Origin of the sequence: Pseudomonas graminis, assembly GCF_004364335.1 — a bacterium.
Lineage (GTDB): Bacteria > Pseudomonadota > Gammaproteobacteria > Pseudomonadales > Pseudomonadaceae > Aquipseudomonas > Aquipseudomonas graminis_D.
Genome location: NZ_SOCR01000013.1, coordinates 95727 through 116660 on the forward strand (window position 1 = coordinate 95727; position 20934 = coordinate 116660).

16 protein-coding genes are annotated in these 20934 nt (G+C 59.4%); 4 read left to right on the forward strand and 12 right to left on the reverse strand.

Annotated features, from left to right (window positions below; translation table 11 throughout):
- Positions 1 to 7: 7 nt before the first annotated feature.
- The 12 genes from EC919_RS22575 to EC919_RS22630 all read right to left on the reverse strand — a co-directional run bounded on the left by EC919_RS22575 (position 8) and on the right by EC919_RS22630 (position 16335).
- Positions 8 to 2578 (reverse strand): bacteriophage N4 adsorption protein A, encoded by a 2571-nt coding sequence (locus EC919_RS22575; protein WP_133776537.1) that lies wholly within the window; start codon positions 2576 to 2578, stop codon positions 8 to 10.
- Positions 2575 to 4683, reverse strand: a complete 2109-nt coding sequence (locus EC919_RS22580) for a glycosyl transferase family protein (RefSeq protein ID WP_133776538.1) — start codon at positions 4681 to 4683, stop codon at positions 2575 to 2577. Before EC919_RS22580 ends, EC919_RS22575 begins: the two co-directional genes overlap by 4 nt.
- Positions 4684 to 4695: 12 nt before the next feature.
- Positions 4696 to 6909: a cellulose biosynthesis cyclic di-GMP-binding regulatory protein BcsB gene (locus tag EC919_RS22585; protein WP_133776539.1), complete on the reverse strand. Its 2214-nt coding sequence runs from the start codon at positions 6907 to 6909 to the stop codon at positions 4696 to 4698.
- 39 nt (positions 6910 to 6948) lie between these two features.
- Positions 6949 to 8121, reverse strand: a complete 1173-nt coding sequence (wecB, locus tag EC919_RS22590; RefSeq protein WP_133776540.1) for a non-hydrolyzing UDP-N-acetylglucosamine 2-epimerase — start codon at positions 8119 to 8121, stop codon at positions 6949 to 6951.
- 757 nt (positions 8122 to 8878) lie between these two features.
- Positions 8879 to 9676 carry a hypothetical protein gene (locus EC919_RS22595; RefSeq protein ID WP_133776541.1) on the reverse strand — a complete coding sequence of 266 codons (798 nt, stop codon included), beginning with the start codon at positions 9674 to 9676 and terminating at the stop codon, positions 8879 to 8881.
- A gap of 499 nt (positions 9677 to 10175) precedes the next feature.
- Positions 10176 to 10826: a LysE family translocator gene (locus EC919_RS22600; RefSeq protein WP_133776542.1), complete on the reverse strand. Its 651-nt coding sequence runs from the start codon at positions 10824 to 10826 to the stop codon at positions 10176 to 10178.
- A gap of 185 nt (positions 10827 to 11011) precedes the next feature.
- Entirely contained in the window at positions 11012 to 11236 is a 225-nt protein-coding gene (locus EC919_RS22605; RefSeq protein ID WP_133776543.1) for a hypothetical protein, read from the reverse strand.
- A gap of 135 nt (positions 11237 to 11371) precedes the next feature.
- Positions 11372 to 11845: a hypothetical protein gene (locus EC919_RS22610; protein ID WP_133776544.1), complete on the reverse strand. Its 474-nt coding sequence runs from the start codon at positions 11843 to 11845 to the stop codon at positions 11372 to 11374.
- Positions 11842 to 12951 carry a saccharopine dehydrogenase family protein gene (locus EC919_RS22615; RefSeq protein ID WP_133776545.1) on the reverse strand — a complete coding sequence of 370 codons (1110 nt, stop codon included), beginning with the start codon at positions 12949 to 12951 and terminating at the stop codon, positions 11842 to 11844. The genes EC919_RS22610 and EC919_RS22615 overlap by 4 nt, the downstream gene beginning before the upstream one ends.
- A gap of 153 nt (positions 12952 to 13104) precedes the next feature.
- On the reverse strand, positions 13105 to 14283 hold the full coding sequence (locus EC919_RS22620; protein WP_133776546.1) for an MFS transporter: 1179 nt from the start codon (positions 14281 to 14283) through the stop codon (positions 13105 to 13107).
- Between the two features lie 45 nt (positions 14284 to 14328).
- Positions 14329 to 15027, reverse strand: coding sequence for an HAD-IA family hydrolase (locus EC919_RS22625; protein ID WP_133776547.1), 699 nt, complete (start codon positions 15025 to 15027; stop codon positions 14329 to 14331).
- Positions 15028 to 15198: 171 nt separating this feature from the next.
- A complete protein-coding gene (locus EC919_RS22630) occupies positions 15199 to 16335 on the reverse strand; it encodes a serine hydrolase domain-containing protein (RefSeq protein WP_133776548.1) in 1137 nt (378 codons plus the stop codon).
- Positions 16336 to 16479: 144 nt separating this feature from the next.
- On the opposite strand from EC919_RS22630, the gene EC919_RS22635 reads away from it, so the two are divergent.
- From EC919_RS22635 to EC919_RS22650, 4 genes are all read left to right on the forward strand, one after another.
- Positions 16480 to 16743: a hypothetical protein gene (locus tag EC919_RS22635; RefSeq protein WP_133776549.1), complete on the forward strand. Its 264-nt coding sequence runs from the start codon at positions 16480 to 16482 to the stop codon at positions 16741 to 16743.
- Between the two features lie 49 nt (positions 16744 to 16792).
- The gene (locus EC919_RS22640) at positions 16793 to 17032 is read left to right on the forward strand and encodes a hypothetical protein (protein ID WP_133776550.1); all 240 of its coding nucleotides are present in this window, start codon (positions 16793 to 16795) and stop codon (positions 17030 to 17032) included.
- Positions 17033 to 17288: 256 nt separating this feature from the next.
- Positions 17289 to 18857 carry a sensor domain-containing diguanylate cyclase gene (locus EC919_RS22645; protein WP_133776551.1) on the forward strand — a complete coding sequence of 523 codons (1569 nt, stop codon included), beginning with the start codon at positions 17289 to 17291 and terminating at the stop codon, positions 18855 to 18857.
- 64 nt (positions 18858 to 18921) lie between these two features.
- Positions 18922 to 20541: a methyl-accepting chemotaxis protein gene (locus EC919_RS22650; protein ID WP_133776552.1), complete on the forward strand. Its 1620-nt coding sequence runs from the start codon at positions 18922 to 18924 to the stop codon at positions 20539 to 20541.
- The last annotated feature ends 393 nt before the right edge of the window (positions 20542 to 20934 follow it).

Sequence of the window (20934 nt, forward strand, 5' to 3'; positions counted from 1 at the left end):
TCCGTCCTCAATAGGAGTAAGTCAGGCGAGCGAAAACACCCTTGGCGCGGTCATCGCCAGACACTTTCACTCGGTATTGCAACGAAAAATCCACATAGGAGCGCGGCGCGTTGTACGCGTCCTCGCGGAACCAGTAACGCACGTTGTTGCCCACGCCGACGCCAGCGGCATGGCCGGACGAGTATCCGGTGCTGCCGTCGGACCGGGTTTCGCTGTCCATCTTGGAGTCGTAGTCGAACGCGGCCACCACGTGGGGGAAGGTCACCCAGCGCGAGCCGGTGCCGCCAATGGCATAGCTGCGACCACCCTGCCATTCGCTGTTGATGTAATTGCGCGAGTCGTTGACGTAATGGCCGGTCTCGGCGAACAACTGCGACGTCCACCAGCTAGGGACATCAACCCGCAAATCGGTGCCGATGCTGGAGCCATAACCCAGGCGCAACAGCCAGTCGCCGTCGACGTCGGAAGAGCCCAGGGGAAAGGTACGTTCCACGGCCGCCATGACGTTCAGCGAGGTGAACGGCTTGACCCGCACGCCCAAGGCGCCTTGCAGCGCATCCAGGCCGGTGTCCGAATCGCTGTTCTTGCTCCACAGCGTGTCGGTGACCCGGCCATACAACTCGACGAAACGGGCGTTGCGGTAACCCAGCGGACGCCACGACAGTTCGGTGCTGTTCTGCAAGCTGTCGTTGCTGCTACTGCCGCTGTTGCCATTACTGTTGCCGGTGCTGGGTGCCGAGCTCAGGCCACTGCTGGAACTGTTGCCACGATAACTGGTGGTGCTGGTCAGGCCCCAGGTGCGCGACACATCGGCCACGGCGCGGCGGGTGTCGAACAGCTGCTGGTCGGTCATGTCCAGTTCGCCGCTATTCTTGGCGTCGATAACTCGCTTGAAATAGCCGACAGCGTGTTCGTCGTCACTGACCCGCATCGCGTTGTAGGCCGCGTCCTGAGTCGCCGTCGGCGCTAGAGGCGTGGCGGCGTCGGCCTTGCGGAATGACTCGTGGGCGCTGTCATCGTCGCCGGCCTGTACCGACAGGTAAGCCACTTGCAGGTCGCTCATGCCATCCAGCTCGCCGGCGTCGCGGGCGACCTGCAAGCGTTCCCGTGCCGTGCGACGTTGGCCGAGGGCAGCATAGAGGCTCGCCTCTTCATAAGTGGGCAGGCTGCCCAGGGCCAGGGCCTGGGTGAAGTCCTTGCGAGCACCGGCATCGTCACCGGTCTGCTGCCGCAACCGACCGCGCTGGGCCAGCAGGCGGGCGTCGTCGCCATTGGCTTGCAGGCCATCGCTGGCCGCAGATATCGCTTCGGGCAGGCGCTTCTGGTCGGTCAGGGCGCTGACCAGGAGGCTGCGATACGCCGGGTTTTGCGGCGCGCGGCGAATGGCTTCGCTGGCCAGGGCCACGGCCGAAGCCGAGTCCTTGCGGGCCAGCGCAGCGTAGGCCTGCACGGCGGTGTCCGTGCCGCCATCACGCTGGTTGCCCGGCCAGATATCGCAGATCAGGCCGAATGCGCTTTCCTGGCAGTTGAGAGCCGGGGCCGGAAAACGCGTCGCGGTTTTCAGGCCATTGTCCTTTTGGCGCAGCGCGACCTGAGCGGCGGCGCGACGGCGAGCGACTTCACCGCCCGTGTCGACGGGCAGTTTTTGCAGTTGGTCCAGAGCCTGTTGCGGCTCGTTGTTGGCCAGCGCCAGGTCGGCGGCGAAAAAGCGAATCTCGCGCACTTCAGAATCCAGCAAGCCTTCGATGGACAAGGCCCGGTCAAGGTCGGCCTGTGCCGCCTGAGTCTTGCCCTGACGATCCAGGGCGTAGCTGCGCAGAATCCACGGCGCGGTTTCGCCATCGTCCTGAGCCAGCGCGCCGGTGGCGGCCAGTTCGGCGGCGCGGTAATCCTGGGTCGCGATCAGCGCGCTGATCAGCAACTGCTGGTGAGCGCCGATTTCCGGTGCCCAAGCCACCGCCTTGCGGGCTTGATCGACGGCCAGCGGCAGGTTGCCCTGTTCCAGAGCGCGATAACCGGCGATGGCCAGTGGCGCAGCCAGCTGGCGGCGAATGGCTTCGCGGCGCATCAGCAACGCGTCGTCATCCGGGAAAACCCGCAGGGCTTCGGTGGTGGCCTGATCAGCCTCCTCCAGATGCTGTTGGCGCTGCAGGGATTCGATCAGCAGCAGGCGGTAGTCCATGCGCTTGGGCGCCTGGGCGATGGCTTTGCGAGCGGACTGCGCGGCGACGCCGAAGTTGTCGCGATCGTAGGCTTTGAATGCCTGGGCCGCCGCGCTGAAACCGGGGGCCTGCCGCGAAGCCGGTTGCGGATAGCGCTTGGGGTTGTCGCGTTGTTCCTTGTCTCGTTGCGCCTGCACGATCAGCCGGTTCAGACGGGTGACATCGGCCCGCTGACGCAAGGCTTCTTGGGCCTTGGCGATGGCCAGGTCGTAGTCCTTGCGGTCGTAGGCGCTGTAGGCCTCATTGGCCGCCTGGTAAGCGGGACCGGTCAACGGCAGCGGCAGAATTTCGCCATGCACCAGCGCAGGCAAAAGGGTCAGCCCCGTGGCCATGAGCGTCAGGAAGGGGCGGTTCATGCCGGGAGCTCCGTTGGGTAATGACTGTGCTGACGGGCAACGGCCTGTTCGATGGTGGTCCGAGGCAGCACGCCGCTGTCGACGAGATAGTCGCCGATACGACCGTGGTGCTGCGGTCGGTAATTAAGCATGGTGCGGTTGAACACGTCGCGGTCCAACAGACCCATTTCGATCAACAGGTCGCCCAGCATCGGCGCGCGGGCATTGGGCACCGGTTGGCCGTCGAGCGCGTTGACGTTGCGCAGTTGCGCGACGATCTCGCTTTCACGGGCAATCAGTTGCACCGGCTCGCTGCCCAGCTCATCGCTGATCTGTTGCAGGCCTTCGGCGGACAGGGGGCTGGCAACGGCGATCTGGGCACGGCCTTCCTCGTTGGTCCCCAGTGGCACAACACGCCAGCGCAGGGCGAACTCGTCGGCCAGCAGCGATGCATTGGCTTTGTGGGCCACATCGAACACCCGCGGCAGATCGTTCTGAAACGCGATGGCTTCCGCCAGGGTTTCGTCATCCAGCCAGCCGTGGCTGAGCAAAATGCGGCCCAGTGGCATATGGCGGGTTTGTTGCTCGTCCAGTGCCGTCTGCAGATTGGTGTCGTTGATGGCCTGCCAGGACAGCAACACGCTGCCCAGCTTGCGCGGTGCGGCGGCGACCAGGTCGGTGGACGGGAAGTCGTGCATGGTCTTGTCCCAGACCAGCTTGCGATTGAGCGCCTTGCCCACCAGAAACATGCGCCATGCCCGGGAGGCGGCCATGAAGTTGACGAAGTTGCCCACCACCATGCGCGGGAGCGACAGCAACCCGTGCTGCCAGCCATACAGCACCGTCGTGAAGTAACAGCGGTGCAGGATGCGCCAGCCCAGGGCCAGGCCGTTGGCAATCAACAGGTACTTGATCCAGCCGTTGGCTTCGAACGGCGTCGGAAAGCTCACGTTCCACAGCCCGCTCTGGCGCAGGATAATCAGCGCCACCAGTTGCACGAGAATCACGTAGGCCAGGATGCTGACAAACGCTGTCACCACGCCCTTGCGGTCGCGAAACAGCAGGTAACGGTTGGCCAGCGAGCCGTTCCAGCCCATCTGCTCCCAGCCTTGCAGGCCGATGCCCAGGGTCCAGCGCGCTTTCTGGCGGAACGCCGTGCGGAAGGTGTCCGGGAAGAATTCGCGCACACACAGCGGCATCTTCAGGGTGGATTCGTAGGGTCTGCGAAACCACGATTTGCGCAGCACCCGAAATTCCACCGGGAAGCGTACGAAAATGGCGTTCATGCCGACCTTGGCCAGGCGTGCACCAACGTCATAGTCCTCAGTGAGGCTGTCGGTGTTGAACGGCTGGTTCTGGGTTTCCCCGGCCAGCACTCTCAGGGCCCGGTGCGAGAAGCAGGTACCGACGCCGGCCGAGGGCACGGTATCGGTCATGCTTTCGCGGACCACCAGGTCTTTGCCATGCCATTCGGCAAACTCGTCCATGTACGTACCGGCCACCCATTCGTACCAGTTGCGTTCCAGGGAAACGACCGGCAGCTGGATCATGTCCTTGCGTGGCAACAGGTAGTTGAACAGGCGCAGTTCCAGCGGGTGCAGCACGTCCTCGCTGTCGTGCAATACGACACCGGCGAAGGTCATGCCGTGGGTTTTTTCATGCAGGAAAATCGCCTGAATCACCCAGTTCAGGCAGTCAGCCTTGCAGGTCGGCCCGGCATGGGGGACTTCCACGCGGTGCAACTGCTTGTACCGCCGACGCATGCGCTCCACCTCATCGATGGTGCGCTGGTCGTTGATGTAAGTACCGACGAAGACCACGTAGTTCTGGTAGTCCAGGGTCGACACCATGTTCTCGATCATCGGCGCGATGACGTCGTATTCCAGCCAGGCCGGAACCATGATCGCCAGTGGCTGTTCATCCCGGTCCAGCAATTGCTGGGCGGTCAGTGGCCGGTATTTGCGGTCCACGGTGAACTTGCGGAACAGGCGGCGAGACCAGTACCACAGATCAATGAACAGATCATCCAGGCTGGAGATCAGGATCAGCACCGCGACCACAATGGTCGCGACTTCCAGGAAGCTGTAGTAATGAGCCAGCCAGTAGGGCCAATAAAGCGACGTCATCGAAGGGTTCCGTTACTGGCGATTGCGACGGGCGCTACGGCCAGCCAACATCAGGATAAGCACCAACAGGATGCCGCCGGGAATCAGCCACAACAGCGAAGGCGTGCGCCAGGCGTCCAGGCCCTTGGGCTCCTCTTTGTCGATGAACTGGCTACCGCTCGGATCCTTGCTGTCGAAGGTGTTCACGACACCGTTGTCGCCCAGGATTGACACGTCGCCGCGGGTCAACAGCAAGGGTTTGGCGAATACCGGGGCATCGCTGCCCAGGACGCGATAGACCAGACCGTGCTGGCCACCGGCGTCCACCGCTTGCAATGACGCCAGGTGGTTGAGCGGCGACAGGTCCAGCAGCGGCTGATCCTGGTGGTTGATGCGCAGGCGGCCCTGGTCATCGACGCGAACCGATTCCTTGCTGTCCTTGAGCGGCAGCTCGAAGGCCAGGAAGTCTTTGTCCGGGGTGACGATGGCTTTAGGATCGCTGCTGACTTTCAGCTCAGCGCGCAGCGGCGAGACGCCTGCACCGTCAGCCACCGAGATCACCTGCGGCAAGCTGCTGGCCGGGTGATCCAGATAAGCTTGGGGCACAAGGATCTGCGCGTTCGCGGCGTAACGGCCGGCCATGCCGGAGAAACCGTCGTCCAGGGAAATTTTGTCCAGCACGATGTGGCTGGTCGGCAAGACGGAAACCGGGAACGCTTGCGGCGTTTCCAGGCAGCGATCACTGACGGGCTGACGCTGAAACGAGACCCGCAGGACGTTCTTGGAACCCAGGGCGTAGCTCGGGATGCGCGCTTCGATGCGTTGTTTTTCGCCGTTGGCAAGCAACTGTTGCGCGCCGATCAGGTAATCGTTGAGGAACACTGACGCCACCGGCGCGGTGTCCGAAGCGCCAGGGGCGGCGGACACATCCATCACGGCCTTGACGGGCAGGCGACCGTCGTAGGCCACGCTGCCCAGCGGGAACGACGCGCTCCAGTCGGACTTGGCGAGCACGTCGATGGTGCCGGGGTTGCCGCCCAGACTGGTCAGGGCCACACGGCCGTCGGCACTCAATGGCATCTGCGCTTCGCTGACGGTCAGCGTGCGACTGCGGGCCAGTTTGTTCCAGGCGCTGCTGAACAGGGCCATGGCCTTGCCGGTCGCTTCAGGGGCGATCATCAGCACGGGACGGGTGCCGAGCAATGCCAGACGCACGTTATCCGTGCCCTTGGCGGCCATACCGGCGTTCACATGACGCTCGCGCCATTGCGTGAACGCGCTGGCTGCTGTGGCATCCAGACCTTGAATCTGGCTTTGCAAGGCGTCCAGAGATTCGTTGATCGCCTTGAGCAATTGCGGGTCATTGATGGCCAGGTCGGCCTGCACGTCAGGGGTCTGGCCGAGCATCAGCAATGCGCCGATTTCCGCCGGGTTGGCCAAGGCATGCGGGCCCTTGCCGTTGAGGCTGGCGAAGGCCGGAATGCTCTGCAGTTCAGCCGGAATGCGCAGGGCACTCAGGTCGACGCTGTCTTGCACGGCAGGGAAAGACAGGATGCGCGCCTGCTTGCCGATCCGTTCCAGCGCAACGCCCAGGCGCCAGGCGGCGTCGTACGTGCCGACTGCCAGGCTGCCCGGCGCGACCATGATGCCCGGCTTGGCCGGCAGTGCGGTCCAGGCAGCGCCGACGTCCTGCAACAGGTTGGCGTCGTAGCTGTAATTGAGGCGGGTGTCGGGTTCGATGCGCAATACGTTGCCAATCGCGCGTTCGTCTTCACACAGCACGCGCGAAACGACCGACGACCAGGCCACGCCGAGGCGTACCGAGCCGCTGTCGCGAGCGGCTTTGTCCACGCCCAGCGTGGAGCCGGCGTTGCCTTGCGCTTCGCTGAGCCCTTCGGCACGCACCGGATAACCGTCCAGGGACAACAGCAACGTATTGCGACCGCCCTCCCCGTTGAGGTAGCTGGCATCAAAGGTCAGCGATGCATCGGTCAACGGCACACCGGCCGGAACCGGCAGGTACAGTTCGCGGCGCGAATCCGTGGAACCGAGCACGATGGGCGCGTCGATGCCCAGATCGCTCAGACGAATCTCCCGGTGTTGCTGCGTATCGGCATTGAGTCGGTTGATCGCCTGGGTGAGCGGGCTGTCCGCCGCCAGGGCAAAGTTTGGCATGAGCGCGAGCAGACTCACGCCACAGACAAGGGCGCTTAGCGCGCCCGTTTGGGTGGCAACGGAAGACTTCATTCAGGTAGATCTCAAGCTGATAGAGGGGGCGAGCGTTTATTACTGGTAGGTGGACGCCGGGCGGTTGTCGTCCCCTGACGGGGCGCTTTGCGCAGGCTGAAGGTATCTGGGCACGTTCAGCTGGCCGACAACAAAGTCGTTGACCGGGCGGCCCATCAAGGCATCAACGATGCGCGAGCTGGCCTTGCCGTCGCCGTAGGGGTTGGCCGCCTGGGACGCGCGACGCCACAGCAGGTCATCGTCAAACAGCGCATTGACGCCGCTGATGATCGAGTCCGGTGACGTGCCGACCAGCCGTACGGTGCCCGCCGCAACAGCTTCGGGCCGTTCGGTCACCTCGCGCATGACCAGTACCGGTTTGCCGAGGCTCGGTGCTTCTTCCTGCACGCCGCCGGAATCGGTAAGGATCACGTGGGAGCGTTGCATCAGACGCACGAACGCCAGGTAATCCAGCGGCTCGATCAGGTGCACATTGGCCAGGTCGCCCAAATGCTCGGTCACCGGGCCCAGGACGTTAGGATTCAAATGAACCGGGTAGACGATCTGGATATCGCTGCGCTTGGCCAGTTGACGCAAGGCTTTGCAGATATCCAGGAAGCCGTCACCGAAGTTTTCCCGACGATGGCCGGTCACCAGCAGAACTTTGCGGTCGTCCCGCAGGAACGAGAATTGCTGATCCAGTCGGGCACGCAGTTCAGCGTTCTCCTCAATGCGTCGAGCGGTCAACTGCAGGGCATCGATGACCGTGTTGCCGGTCACGAAGGAACGCCCTTGCAAGCGCTCGCCCAGCAGATTGCGGCGCGATTCATCGGTCGGCGCGAACAGCAGGTCGGCACTTAAATCGATACAGCGGCGGTTCATTTCTTCAGGCCACGGGCTGTAGATGTCACCGGTGCGAAGGCCGGCTTCGACATGACCCACGGGGATGCGGCGATGGAAGGCACACATCGACGCCACCATGGCGGACGTGGTGTCGCCATGCACCAGCACACGGTCCGGCCGGGTGATTTCCAGCACCGGATCAATCGCTCCGTACAGCGCGGCGGTCAGCGAGTTGAGGGTCTGGTGCGGCGTCATCACATCCAGCGTGAAATCGGCTTTCAGATCGAACAGCTCCAGCACCTGCTTGAGCATGCTCTGGTGTTGGCCGGTGATGCAGATCTGAGAGTGAATACCCGGCTCTGCAGCCAATGCTTTCACCAACGGAGCCATCTTGATGGCTTCCGGACGTGTACCGAAAATCGACAGGATTTTAATCCCGGAATGAATGCGAGCGATGATGCCCTCCTCACGCGGCTTGTCCGCGCTTACTCGCTGCTCAAGGCGTCATCGCATCTTGAACAAACTGAGAATTGAGTTTAGTGGGCCGGGGACTTAATCAGAATGGAGGCTTGATATTCACTTCGTGTGAGATGGCGCATTGCCTTGCTTCCCGGAGCAGTCGGGATTATTAACACTAATAGGGGTGACTGCAAACAGAGATAGACCAAATGAATGTTTAATTCTTCGGCATGAAACTTCTGAAGTTTTGAACAGTCATTTAGAGGTTTTAATTTTTTTGGGAGTTGAGACTTCCAGAGCAACTTAAGGGACGTTTGGCCCTTTGTTTTCGGGGGCAGGAAGATTAACACATGCCGTTCGTCTACACGTTTGGATCTTTTCTTATATACCGTTGTCGCGCGATTTTTCCGATATAGAAATACTTAATCAAACGCACTTACGATAGTCACCCTAATGGCGCCTGTATATTGTCGAAGCCGATGGCGAGAGTGTCGGACAATACATCTCGAGTTGCAAGCCTGTTGTGTATCAGAAGAGAAATATATGCGCAGTCACCCGCAGGTTTCATAAAGCGGCTGGAATCTCGATGCGCCAATTTGTTGCGCCGTGACGAACCCTGAAACCCGTTCTGGTTCACGCTCGTCCCTGCCAGGCATGCCCCCCAAAAGAAACATGCGGCAGGAATCGTTTAGAGCATGCCCGCTACGTTGCGTACCTCTTCGGGTGCCGCTTTGGTTTCTGACAAGGCGCCGGCATAGGCGCCAGCCGCCATGGCTGCCGGGTTGCCGCCACCGCCGATCAGGCCTTCGGCCGCGCCTTTGGCGGTATGCACCCCGCCTTCAACCCCGCCTTTGATCATCCCGCCAGCGCTGCCATCAGACTCACCGATCCCTGTCATGACGTTACTCAAACCGGGGACCATCCACAGCGCCTTACCCACTTCGCCTGCGGCGGAAGCCAGACCGTTCTTGTCAGCGCCTTTCTCGGCCACAGGGGCATCCTTGGTCTGACTGCGGGCAGAATCGCCGGCGGAATGCGCACTCGCCCCGCCACCGAACGGCTGCAACAGCGCCCCGATCAACTTATCGAGCAGCTGCATCAAGGGAGAAGACGGCTTCGAGGCCTCACCGCTGTTGCCCAGCCCCGGGCTTTGCTCAGCCAGAGACTGGTTTTGCATAGCGGCCGGCGCGCCACTGCCGGCAGGGCCGCCATAATTAACCGCGCCCGTGGGGGACTGAGCGGCGTATTGGGAATTCTGCGTGCTTTGCTCAGCTCGATAGATGGCAGCACCACCGCTGGCCAGAGCCCCGGTACCTTGGGCCACGTTGCTGAAGTTGCCGGTGGCGCGGCTGCCGCCGTTACCAGAATCAGTGGGGGTGTTAGACGGCTTGCCAGCATCGGGCGTCGGTTTGCCGTCCGGCTTGGAGGCATGCGGGGTGATGTCAGGGGTCTTGGGCGACGAGGCGCCGATTCCGGGTAATTTCACGTTTTTTCTCCAAACTGAAAGGTCGGTTGGCAGTGCCCCAGGCCCACTCATGAACGCTTGCACAGGTGCAGGCGTGTTGGATGTTGTAACGGGGCGATCGCTGTGGGGTGCGCGTGGCGAGTGGGTAGCCCTTGTGTGGCGCTGAAGGGCAGATCGGTTCCGCGTAAAGAAATGGGTCCGAAGGCTAGTCGCCGCCGCGCCCCTCTGCGGGAGCAATACTGCGAACGATAAGCGGGCCTTTGGCGAAGTCGCTAGCGTCGAATTCGATCCATATCCCATCTACCGGTGGAGATTTTTTCCGCATGGCTTTGTTCATCTGTTCGAAGTGAAGGTAAGGCGCGGAGGGAGAGCAAACGGCACATATTCAGTGAAAGCTGGATGCGGGTTGATCGTTGCCGCATGACAGGCTTGGGCCTGGCTTCACTGCAGAGTTCGATCATGCAGGGGTAATAAAGTAAGGGGCGCAGCGCAAGTCACCCCCCGGCCTCTGGCAGCACTATCAAACCGGGTTTATCCCTAGAGCTTTAGTGTTCAACAGACGTACACCCAGACCAATGAAGATCGCACCTGTGATGCGCTTCAAACTTAGCACCCACCAGACGGATTTAAGGCGCTTGCTGAATCGGTAAGCCGCGTAGCAGTAAACCGAGTGAACGATGATCACGGTCGCCGCGATGGTGAGGTACATGACGATGAACTGCCCAAGAACCGATCGATTGTGATCAATAAACTGTGGTAGGAAAGCGCAGAGAAAAATCAGCGTTTTGGGGTTGCTCGCTGAGACCAGAAACGATTCTGTGCCGATTTTCCAGTTCGATAGTGGAGCGCAGGCGGCTTTTACTTCTGTTTCTGATTGGATCGCCGGGATGCGGGCGAATAATTGACGCGCCCCTAGGTAGATCAGATAACCGGCTCCTGCGATTTTCAAAACCAAAAATGCCGCGGGAATAGCGATCAGAATGGCGCCTACCCCTAACGCCACTCCACTGGTGACCAACATCTGCGCACTGAGATTGCCCAGCAGGGTTACGGCCATAGCAGGAGGGCCATACCGCAACGCATTGCGCACGACCAAAAGTACGTTCGGTCCAGGGGAGAGGGTCGTCGCCAGATAGGCTAATGCGAAAGTAAACCAGAGGTGCAGTGTCACCGAAAGCTCCTTAATTTGCGCGACCGACTTGCTAGAAGGTCAGCAGTTCCGTTTGCGTATTTCGAAGGCAGAATCTCATGGCTGATCATGCGCAGCAAGCGACCGGAGACCTCCCCCTGGGGACGAAACTCGTATCGTCCCAAGGCGTACCGGCGCCCACGATATCAAGAAGAATTTCAGTTCCGCTAAGCAAACCAGGCCACGAATCTCCATACCTTTTTTGCAGTCTCAAATCCCGCATGACCACACATCAACACCGCCGGTAGGAACAGCAGGGCAACCACGCCAAAAATAAATCCACACTCAGCCCATCCTGCCCAGAAGCTAAAGCCCGAAACCAAGACCGCAATTGTTCCTATCCAGAAGCCATGCCAGCGATCACGGGATTGATCGGGATATTTTTCAAACATCTACAACCACCCCTTTGCAGTTGCTGCTATGGAGCACGAGGCATCGCGCCGCGCCTCAATACGCAAGCTTCCCGGCAGTTACCAGGCCACAACCGCGAAGGCAGAACGATCAAGGCCGGTCATAAACCTCTGCATTCAAAGCGTCAGCTCTTCGGCCTTACTCCGCAGATAGGCTGCCATCGCAGCGAAGCGGTTGCGCGTTTCCCATTCGAAAATTCTATTCACCAGCGGATCGAGCACACGCCCTAACCACCTCGGCCGAAGTTGCACGCCAAACGTGTAAAGCAACTCCGAAGATTTTTCATCGATGTCGCGATGCCGCATTGAAGCGGCCCACCACTGAAAACAGCCAGCAGGCTCCACCAACACCGCCGCCGCAACCTGTCCAGGTCGATAATTAACGAAGCGGGTGCGCATGGCAAATAAGCGCTTCCAGCCTCGCCCCTCATTTACCGTGATCGCACCTATGTAAGGGTGGCTGCCCCCGCCCTCCACCGCTCCATGAGCCAGCAAAGTGTCCCACTGCTTGCGAACGGTGTGATTGTGAAAGGCTTCAAAGACGTCGGCAGCAGACGCCGGCATAACCAGAGCGATTCGCCGCTGCGTCATAGGGACTCCCTGGTAACGTAAGAGGTTATATTCCACCGTCGAAACTCAGCGTCAAAGTCCTCCAGCGTCAGAAGCCCCATGCACGGGAATGCACCGGTCAATGAAAGCTCTCCGCTCGCCAGCTTGCAGGCCAGGAGCACGGCAGCCATACAGGGGATTTCCGGACCGTTTCCTTCAGGGGCGGTGAGTTGCCAAGTCAAACGGCGTTGCTCGCCCCCCTCAACATTCCCAAGCACCTGAACCTTCATTGCACCAACGTCGCTTCCAAACCGGTCAAGGATGAGATCGGAAATCGCGTTTAGACGCGCCGCCCAACGCTGCATCGGCAATGGTAGTCCCAGTCGCCTTAACGCCGCAGCCAACCAGAGCGCGACATGTTGAATCCGAAGCTCCAATGCAGCATGAAACTCAACATCGCGCACCCCGGGATATCGCTCAGGAAACAATGCTAGATCAGGAACGTCGCACGCGGCTCCCCAGCGCGGAGCCAGACCGGAAAACGTAAAGCGCCGGATATCCTGCCAGCCGTACTGCAACCCCCAAGCCGCACCGTTCCATCGCGCAAATCCCAGTCCTGCGTAGCCGAAAACCGCACCGATCGTTGCAACGCCTCTCGCCGCCTGCTGGCCGGGAGCGATGACAGTGCTGATGGAGTTCACCCGTAGAAGCGAGTTGGAGAGATGATCGACCACGGCTGAAGAAAGCCCCGGTACACTGCTGGCCCCCGACACGGCGAGGACTCCCGCCGCTGTCGCCGAGGCGTCGACCTGATCAGAGAAGTTTGCGACGAAGTCTCGACCGTCTGCGAGATCAAGGTAATGGGCGCCTGCAGCGCACGAGGCCAGCGCGACGCGATAATCTTGATTTTGAAAGGGCCCGGCGCAATGAATCACCAAACCGGGCGCAGCCTCAAGAAGGTTTGTCTGGAAATCGGGGGAGTTGATATCAAGGGCCAGCGTGGCAACGGTCTGGCCAGAACCGAACGTATGCGTGGTGCTCCCGGGTCTACGACTGGCTGCGATGACTGTCAAACCTGCGACTTGTGAAAGACGCTGGCAAATGCGTGCTCCAAAATTACCCAAACCACCGATGACGATGACACGCATTGCCAATCCCTAGCCGCACTTTAGTGGCGAGAGTATACGGGTGGAACATGCAATTCGATCAACAGCAAACTTACTCGACTGACTGTCTGGATTGTCCAGTCAACCAATGCAAGTCCGCTAATTATGGATGGCTGTAGCAACCCCTTGGCAACCTCAAGAACGAAGCCTCGCCCCAGAGATTCCACGCAGTAAAACCGCAGACGCCACGAACGCCAACGACGCCACCCACACATTCGCAAAATACCCTGCGCTCAACCCATACAGCCAGGCACTTAGCAGCCCACCCAACGTCCCACCCGTTTGGTAGACCGCATTGAGCGATGAATTAAGACTGCCTCTTCGCGACGCTTCAACCAGCCGCATGGCATCGCCCAGTATCAGCGCCAGCATCAGGTCTCGCCCGAACGCGAAGGCCATGTAGGCCGTGCCTTGCGTAAACGGCGAGCCTTCGACCCATGGGATCACCTGGATAACAGCCGCAATCGCCATCGAGGCGACGGCGCATAAGCGCAACGGATTGTTGAATCGACTGGCAAGCCTGGCGGAAAGCATCGCGCCGAAGAGCCCGCCGACCTCGCCAATGAAGATGACCGAGCCGACGGTATCAACGCCGAATGATGACAGGCCGTGTTGCACCAGCCAGCTCGGATAGAGCCCCAGAAAAACATACACGCCAATCGACCAGCAAAAGTACGCCGCCATCAGTGGCTGCGCTCCGGGACTGGCCGACAGTGACGTCAACCGCTCCTTGTACAGGGCCCGGCTAATTTTGGATGAGGACAACGAGGCTGAAGGTGGTGCCGGGAAGGTAAGCGCCAGACCCGCAAGGGCGGCGCAGACAACCGCCAGGCCAATGACCGTGACTTGCCACGACAGCAGCCCCCCGATGACAACGCCCATCGAGAGTGAGCACAGAAAGGCAATCGGCGCTGCGGTGGTGACATACCCGGCCGCTCTGGCGCGTTTGGCCTCGGGGACATAGTCCGCCAGGGCGGCGAAAATCGATGCGCCAATCATCGGCATGAACAGCCCTGTCGCCGCTCGGCTCAGTACGATCATCGAAGCGCTGTGAGAGGCGGCGGTGAGCAGCAGAGTGAGGCAGCAAGCAGCCCCACCCACGGTGATGAACAGCTTCCTGCCAAAGCGATCGATCAGGGGGCCGAGCGCCAGATTACTGATCAGCGCCACGATCGGAAAAGCGGCCAATATCCACCCGGACTCACTGGGAGAAAGGTGCAGGTCACGCTGAATGAAAGGCAGCAGCGGAATCATCATCACCACGTTGAAGTTGATGATGAAAAACGCTATCCAGAGGATTCCAGTCACAAACACGTGTGCCCCCTCATGCGCTTGGGAACCGACAGCCGAACCGACATGTCAGGACGGCATCAGCAACTGCGGCAGTCCGGTAAGGTCCTTCAATACAGCGTCAGGTTTCCACGCGGGATCGAGGGGTTCGCCCTCTCGATCAATCCAGACGCACCGGATCCCCAGTTCCTGGCAGACCTTCAAGTCACTGAACTGCCCCATGGCGACATGGATCGTCTCATCTTTTGTGACGCCCATCGTGGCGTAGGCGTGGTGGAACAGTGGGTGATCAGGCTTGTAGGCATGGGCTTGCTGGGCCGTAATGACAAAATCGATCGGTGTACCGATTGCCGTGATGGTATCGGCAATCAGGCTATCGGAGGTGTTGCTGATGACGGCAATCCGGTAATGCTGGCGCAACCGGGCAAGGGCTTCGGGTACATCAGGGTGGGGCTCGATCCTCCTCAGGGTCGCGAGTAACGTTTCCAGGTCTGCCGCCGTGGCGTCATGACCGGTTTCACGCAACGCCTGGTTCAGGCTCGCACCGAGTACCGTCTCGTACTCAAGAAAAGGCGATTGTTGCTGATGCTCCATCGCTATCTCACGCAGGCGCGCCGCGAAAACCGCGATCTTTTCCTTCGATGCATCGCCCTGCAGGTGGCGCTCAAGAATTGAGGCGGCCGCTCGCCGGACAGCGTCATGCCATCGCACCAGAGTTCCGTAACAGTCGAAGGTAATGACTTTGGTGCGGGAATCGAGCTCAAGCATGAAGGCGTTCTCCGAGGCTGCGCAATGATGTCGCGTGCTGATCAGGAAGGTACGGGCACGCGCTTGAACTCAGTAGTCAGGTTGCTTGAAGAGTTCCACGGCAATGCGCGTCTGGCAGGTCGCGTGATGACGCCCGTGGTTCAAAACCTGGCCCGAATGATTGCATCGACGTTACCCGGAGCACGCTTGGCTGAGCCTGCAGAATTCCTTCGCCTCCAGACCCAGGGTTGTGGATTCGAATATTCTGGAAGCGGACCAGGCATCGGGGCCGGCGTGCATCGAACCCACGTTTGTGAGGAGAGCCAACACGCAGTCGGTGTCTTCGAACCACCAAGTGGTTGCGCTGAACCCGAGTACGTTCCCTCCATGGCCGATCACAGGCCCGTAGGGGGTGCAGGCGCGGAAAATGCCCAGGCCCATCTGCCTGCCGGGCTGAGCAGGGAGCCAGGCAAAAAACTGCCGTTGCATCGTCGGGCCTAGCAACCGCCCGGACTTCAAGGCCGCCATGAATGTCACGATGTCCGAGGCTGAAGAAACGATGCCCCCTGCCGCCCACTCGACCGACAACTGGCTGGCCGACACGTCCAGCAAGCCTGGACCTGCGTGGCGGTAGGAAGGTGAGATGCCAGCTGTTTGCAAAAAACTGTCGGTCGCCCAATGGTAGCGCCTGGAAATGCCCGATACCGTGAGACCTTCGGCCTCTTCGAAACCGGTCGAGGTCATCTTGAGCGGGTTGAGGATGCGCTGCGCCAGTACCTGCTCAAGGGCCTGAGAGGTCACCGCTTCAATGAGCAAACCCAGTAATGTGTAGTTGGTGTTCGAGTAATGAAAATCTTCACCCGCTTCGCACACTGCTCCGACGTCACGGATGTAATCCAGTGGTTCACAGCGAGCCCAACGTTTGCCGGGCGTAAGGTGCTCGCCCCTCCCGTCACGGATCCATAGGGCATCATCTTCCCAACTCGCGATGCCGCTGTAGTGGGACAGCAACTGGCGAATAGTCGCGGTTGCAGCATTCGCAATGCCTTTCAGCATCGGCACTGGGAGGTACTGAGCCAAGGTGCGATCGAGACCGATACGCCCCTCCTCCACCAGCTGCAACGTGACCACTGCCACAAACACCTTGGTTATGCTGCCAACGCCAAAGATGCAGCCGGGATGTGCCGGCATGTCCTGCTCAAGATCGACATACCCGGCAGCCCCCTTCCATATCACGCCGCGACTGTTCCCGATGGCCAGCGCCAGACCGGGGACCAGGTCGGGGGCGAGGTGATCAATGAACGCTTGAAGATGCGAATGTGAAGTCATTGCCTGGGTCTTCTTGAGTCAGTTCCACCCGCAGCACCCGCGCCGTTGGTGGCATAGCCAAACTTTTTGTATCTTGCTGAACGTTGTCTACGCTGAACAGCGATGAGGTCATGAAGACCTCGACGTTCGTTCAGGAGTATTACCATGCACAAGCTCGTTTCGTCTGCGCTCATCACTGCACTGATGACTGCGTCCTTTGTGCCTTTGGCCCTCGCCGAGGACGAGGTGGCAAAGGGGATTCGCCACGACAATCGTGAGCTGGACAAGGGCTTGGATCATGATGCCAAGGAAGCAGACAAAGGCGTCAAGCATGACGCCAGCGAAGTGGATAAAGGCGTTAAACATGACGACGATGAGCGTCATAAGGCGGATAAGCATCTGGATAAGGAAGCCAAGAAACACCTCTAATTACATGCACTCCCGCTTATTGAAAGCGGGTATTTGAAAGGAGTTGTCGATGCGTTTTCTTTCTTTATCTCTACTCGCTGCACTCATCGTCACCGGACCTGCGTTTGCCAAGGATGATCACCACGAATGTGAAGCAGCACTCGACAAGCTGAAGGCAGCGACAGAGGCTGACTTCACCTCGTCAGGTCACCATGAGCATCAGCAAGCCAAAGCGGCCCATGAGTCGGGCGACTTCAAGAAATGCGCCGACCAGGCCAACAAGGCGCTGGCGCACATGAAGCAGAAGTAACTGCGCGCTCAACGGTAAGACCTTCGGCAAAGCCGATGTCGGGCGCATGGCGCATGCCTGCGCGATAACAGGAAGCCCGGCGCATGGATGCAATGCATGGCCTCATTGACGGTGTACGCAAAGCGCCCTGGCGATAGACGAGGTAAAGCAACCATTGCGAGCGTTGGCGAGCACGTTGATGCCTATCTAGCCAGCCCTGCCGGTAACGGTACGATAGCTGCATAGAGCGTGGACGAGACAATTTGATGACGCGCCCATGAAGCCGCTGTACCTGATATCGACCAGGCTTGCCCCGTCCGCGCTGACCAAAGCACTGATTGGATTCATTGCTTTGGTGTGTCTTTCGTTGATCCTGGCTACCGCCTGGCAAATGAAACAGTCGCGCAATGAGCGCATCGCCACCGCCAAAATTTCAGTGTCGAATATCGTTCTCGCCGCCGAACAACTAGCCCAGGACACCCTACGGCAGGCCGATAACACGCTTCGCGACCTGGTGGAGCGCGTGGAGCACGACGGGGTTGATGGTGACCAGCGAGTTCGACTCGAAAAGCTGATGGCTCAGGCCGTGGTGAACGTGGATGGCATTCAGGGGCTGTTCATCTACGACGCCCAAGGCAACTGGGTCGCCAGCTCGTTGTCCCAGGGCACACCGCTGAAAAACAACGGCGACCGCGCGTACTTCATCTACCACCGCGACAATGCCGATGTGTCCATCCACATCGGCTCCATTGTCGAGAGTCGCAGCACGGGGGACATGGTCATCCCGATCAGCCGACGCATCAATGGGGACGACGGTACATTTGCAGGTGTGGCGTTGGCGACCGTGCCCGTTGCCTATTTCCAGACTTTCTTCAAACGCATGGATGTGGACGACAAGGGCGTGATTTTCCTTGCGCTGAACAACGGCGACCTCCTGGCCCGGCGACCGACGCTCACCGCACTGATGACGACCAATGTCGCCAAAGGTGATCTTTTCACGCTGTACCTGCCTTATAGCGACAGCGGTAACGCCGTGATCAAGTCCGTCGTGGATGGAGTGGAAAGGATCTACGCCTACCGGCGTGTGGCCGGATTACCCATCGTCGCCGCCGCTGGCGTGTCCTGCGAGCATGTATTCGCGCCGTGGTGGGACTATGCGTACCGGTCAATGGCCTCGATCGCTCTGATCACTTTCGCTCTGGTTTTGCTGGGCTTGCTGTTGTACAGGCAAATTCAGCACCTCATCACGGCGGAAAACGACCTGAACATCGCCAGAACCGAGCTGGAGGTCATTGCCCGCACCGACAGCCTGACCCATCTGGCCAACCGCCGTTGCTTCGACGCGACCTTGCACCAGGAATGGGGACGTGCCACCCGGAACAAGTCATTTATTGCCATTATTTTGCTGGATATTGACTGGTTCAAACAATACAACGACCGCTACGGCCATCTACAGGGGGACGACTGCCTGAGCGAGGTCGCAGGCATTATCGGGAGCTGCATCAACAGGCCCAGCGACTTGGCGGCACGGTATGGCGGCGAAGAGTTTGTGATTTTGTTACCTGAAACACATTTGGCAGGGGCCCTGATCATTGCCGAAAAGGTCAGGTCGGCTATTGAAAGCGCGGGCATCGCACACGCCACCAGCCCCCTGGGCAATGTGACCATCAGTTCCGGTGTCGTGGCAATCAACGCGCCCGGAAAGGAGGGCTATAAAGCCGCCATGGAGGAAGCAGACCGGCTTCTGTATCGCGCCAAAACCAAAGGCCGCAACCGTGTCGAGGGGCAATTGCTCGAAAACGACGGTTTCGCTGCCAACTTAATCCTTTTGCGACGAGATGCCTAAAGTTTACAACCCTGAGTCGATAGTGTTTCAAGCACCTAGATACTATTGAAGACAGGAATCACGCATGCGACTTAGAAACCTCAACCTCGCTCCACGGGCGGCCCTGTTCTTCGCTTCGATCATCATTTTGGTGTGTGTGCTGGGCGTATTCGCCGTCCTGCAAATGGGCAAGCTGAGGGACTCCGAGAAAGACGTCGAACTCAACTGGATGGCCAGCATTCGACAAACGGCGTTGATGAACAATGCCGCCCTTCGCCTCAGGCTCGAAACCCAGCGAGGCCTTGCAGACCCTCAGTCCATCGAAAAGAACATTGAAAGTTTCGCGGGCTATCGCAAGGCGTTCACCGACGCGGTCACAGCTTATGAGCCACTCATCGCCAGTGATAAAGAGCGTTCATTTTATACCCCGGTAAAAAACAGCGCCGATGCTTACGCCAAGCAACTGGATATTCTCGCGCCGTTAATGAGACAGGGCGATATAGCGGCAGCCGTCAACCTCGTGAGCACCGGCATCCGCCCGCTGACGAACACGATGGAAACACAGATCAAAGAACTGACCCTCTTCAATGACGAAGGCGCCGCGCAGGCCGGACAAACCGCAACCGGACTCTATGACAACGGCCTATGGCTGGTGGTCGGGCTGATCACGGCTGTCGTCATCCTGACGATTGGTTTGGCATTACTACTGACCAAAAGCATTACCAACCCGATCAATGATGCGCTGTCTGTCGCCGAACGTATCGCCGCCAGTGACCTCTCCAGGGAAGTTTTGGTCAGCGGCACTGATGAAGCCGGGCGCCTGTTGAAGGCGCTCTCTCAGATGCAGACAAACCTTCGCGCCACCATCCTGCAGATATCCGACTCCTCCACCCAACTGGCGTCTGCGTCTGAAGAGATGACGGTTGTGACTGAGGAATCCAGTCGGGGCCTGGTTTCCCAGAACGACGAAGTCAATCAGGCGGCCACAGCGGTCACCGAAATGAGCGCAGCCGTTGATGAGGTCGCACGTAACGCGGAGTCGGCTTCCGAGGAGTCAAAGCGGACCCAGGGCTATACCGAGGTGGGTCTGGCGCGCGTGGCTCAGACGCTGATGTCCATCCAGAAGCTGAACGGTAACGTTGAAAACACCAGCGTACAGATTCAAGGATTGTCAGAGCGTGCCCAGAGCATCACTAAGGTGGTCGAAGTGATCAGGGCCATTGCAGAGCAAACCAATCTGTTGGCGTTGAACGCTGCGATCGAAGCTGCCCGCGCCGGCGAGCAAGGCCGTGGTTTCGCGGTGGTGGCTGACGAAGTGAGGGCCTTGGCCCATCGTACCCAGGCTTCAACCCAGGAAATCGAGCAGATGATTGCGGCCATCCAGAACGATTCCGACCTGGCCGTGAAGGCGATGAACACAAGCAGGGATCTGGCGACCGAATCACTGGGTGTTGCCCAAGAAGCCAGTACCTCACTGGATCAGATATCCACGGCCATTATTCAAATTAATGAACGTAACCTGATGATCGCAACAGCCTCTGAAGAGCAGTCCCACGTTGCCCGAGAAGTCGACCGGAATCTGGTCAGCATCCGCGAGCTTGCGATTCAGAGTTCTGCGGGCGCCGCCCAGACAGCAACCGCGTGTGGCGAAATGTCAAAGCTGGCGGTTAACTTAAATCAGTTGGTCAACAAATTCGTGGTGTGAACCAAAGGCAGATCACTGAAACGCCGTGTACTCAACAATGCTTCGTTTCAAGCGATGTTCATCTCACCCTCCGCAGCCCACGACTTTTCAACAAAGCAACCGAAGAAAAGTCCCGTTCAGATTTTTACGGTTTTTTTACGGCGCATGCTTTGTCCATACCGATAATGGGCAAATATTTTCCACCCCCCTGTCACCGTGCAATAAGGCGACTGTGCAGCTTTAGCCGCGGTTGCCTGCCATCTGCGTCGCCAGCCAAGCATGGCGACCTGTGCGGCGGGTCCATCCAGTTTGGCTCTGAATCCCATGAAATTGCGCTTCGGCCAGCCCCTTCGAGACGCAAAAATTGAGTGATAACCGAACGAGCTCTGCTGAAACCAATGCGCCAAAAACGTC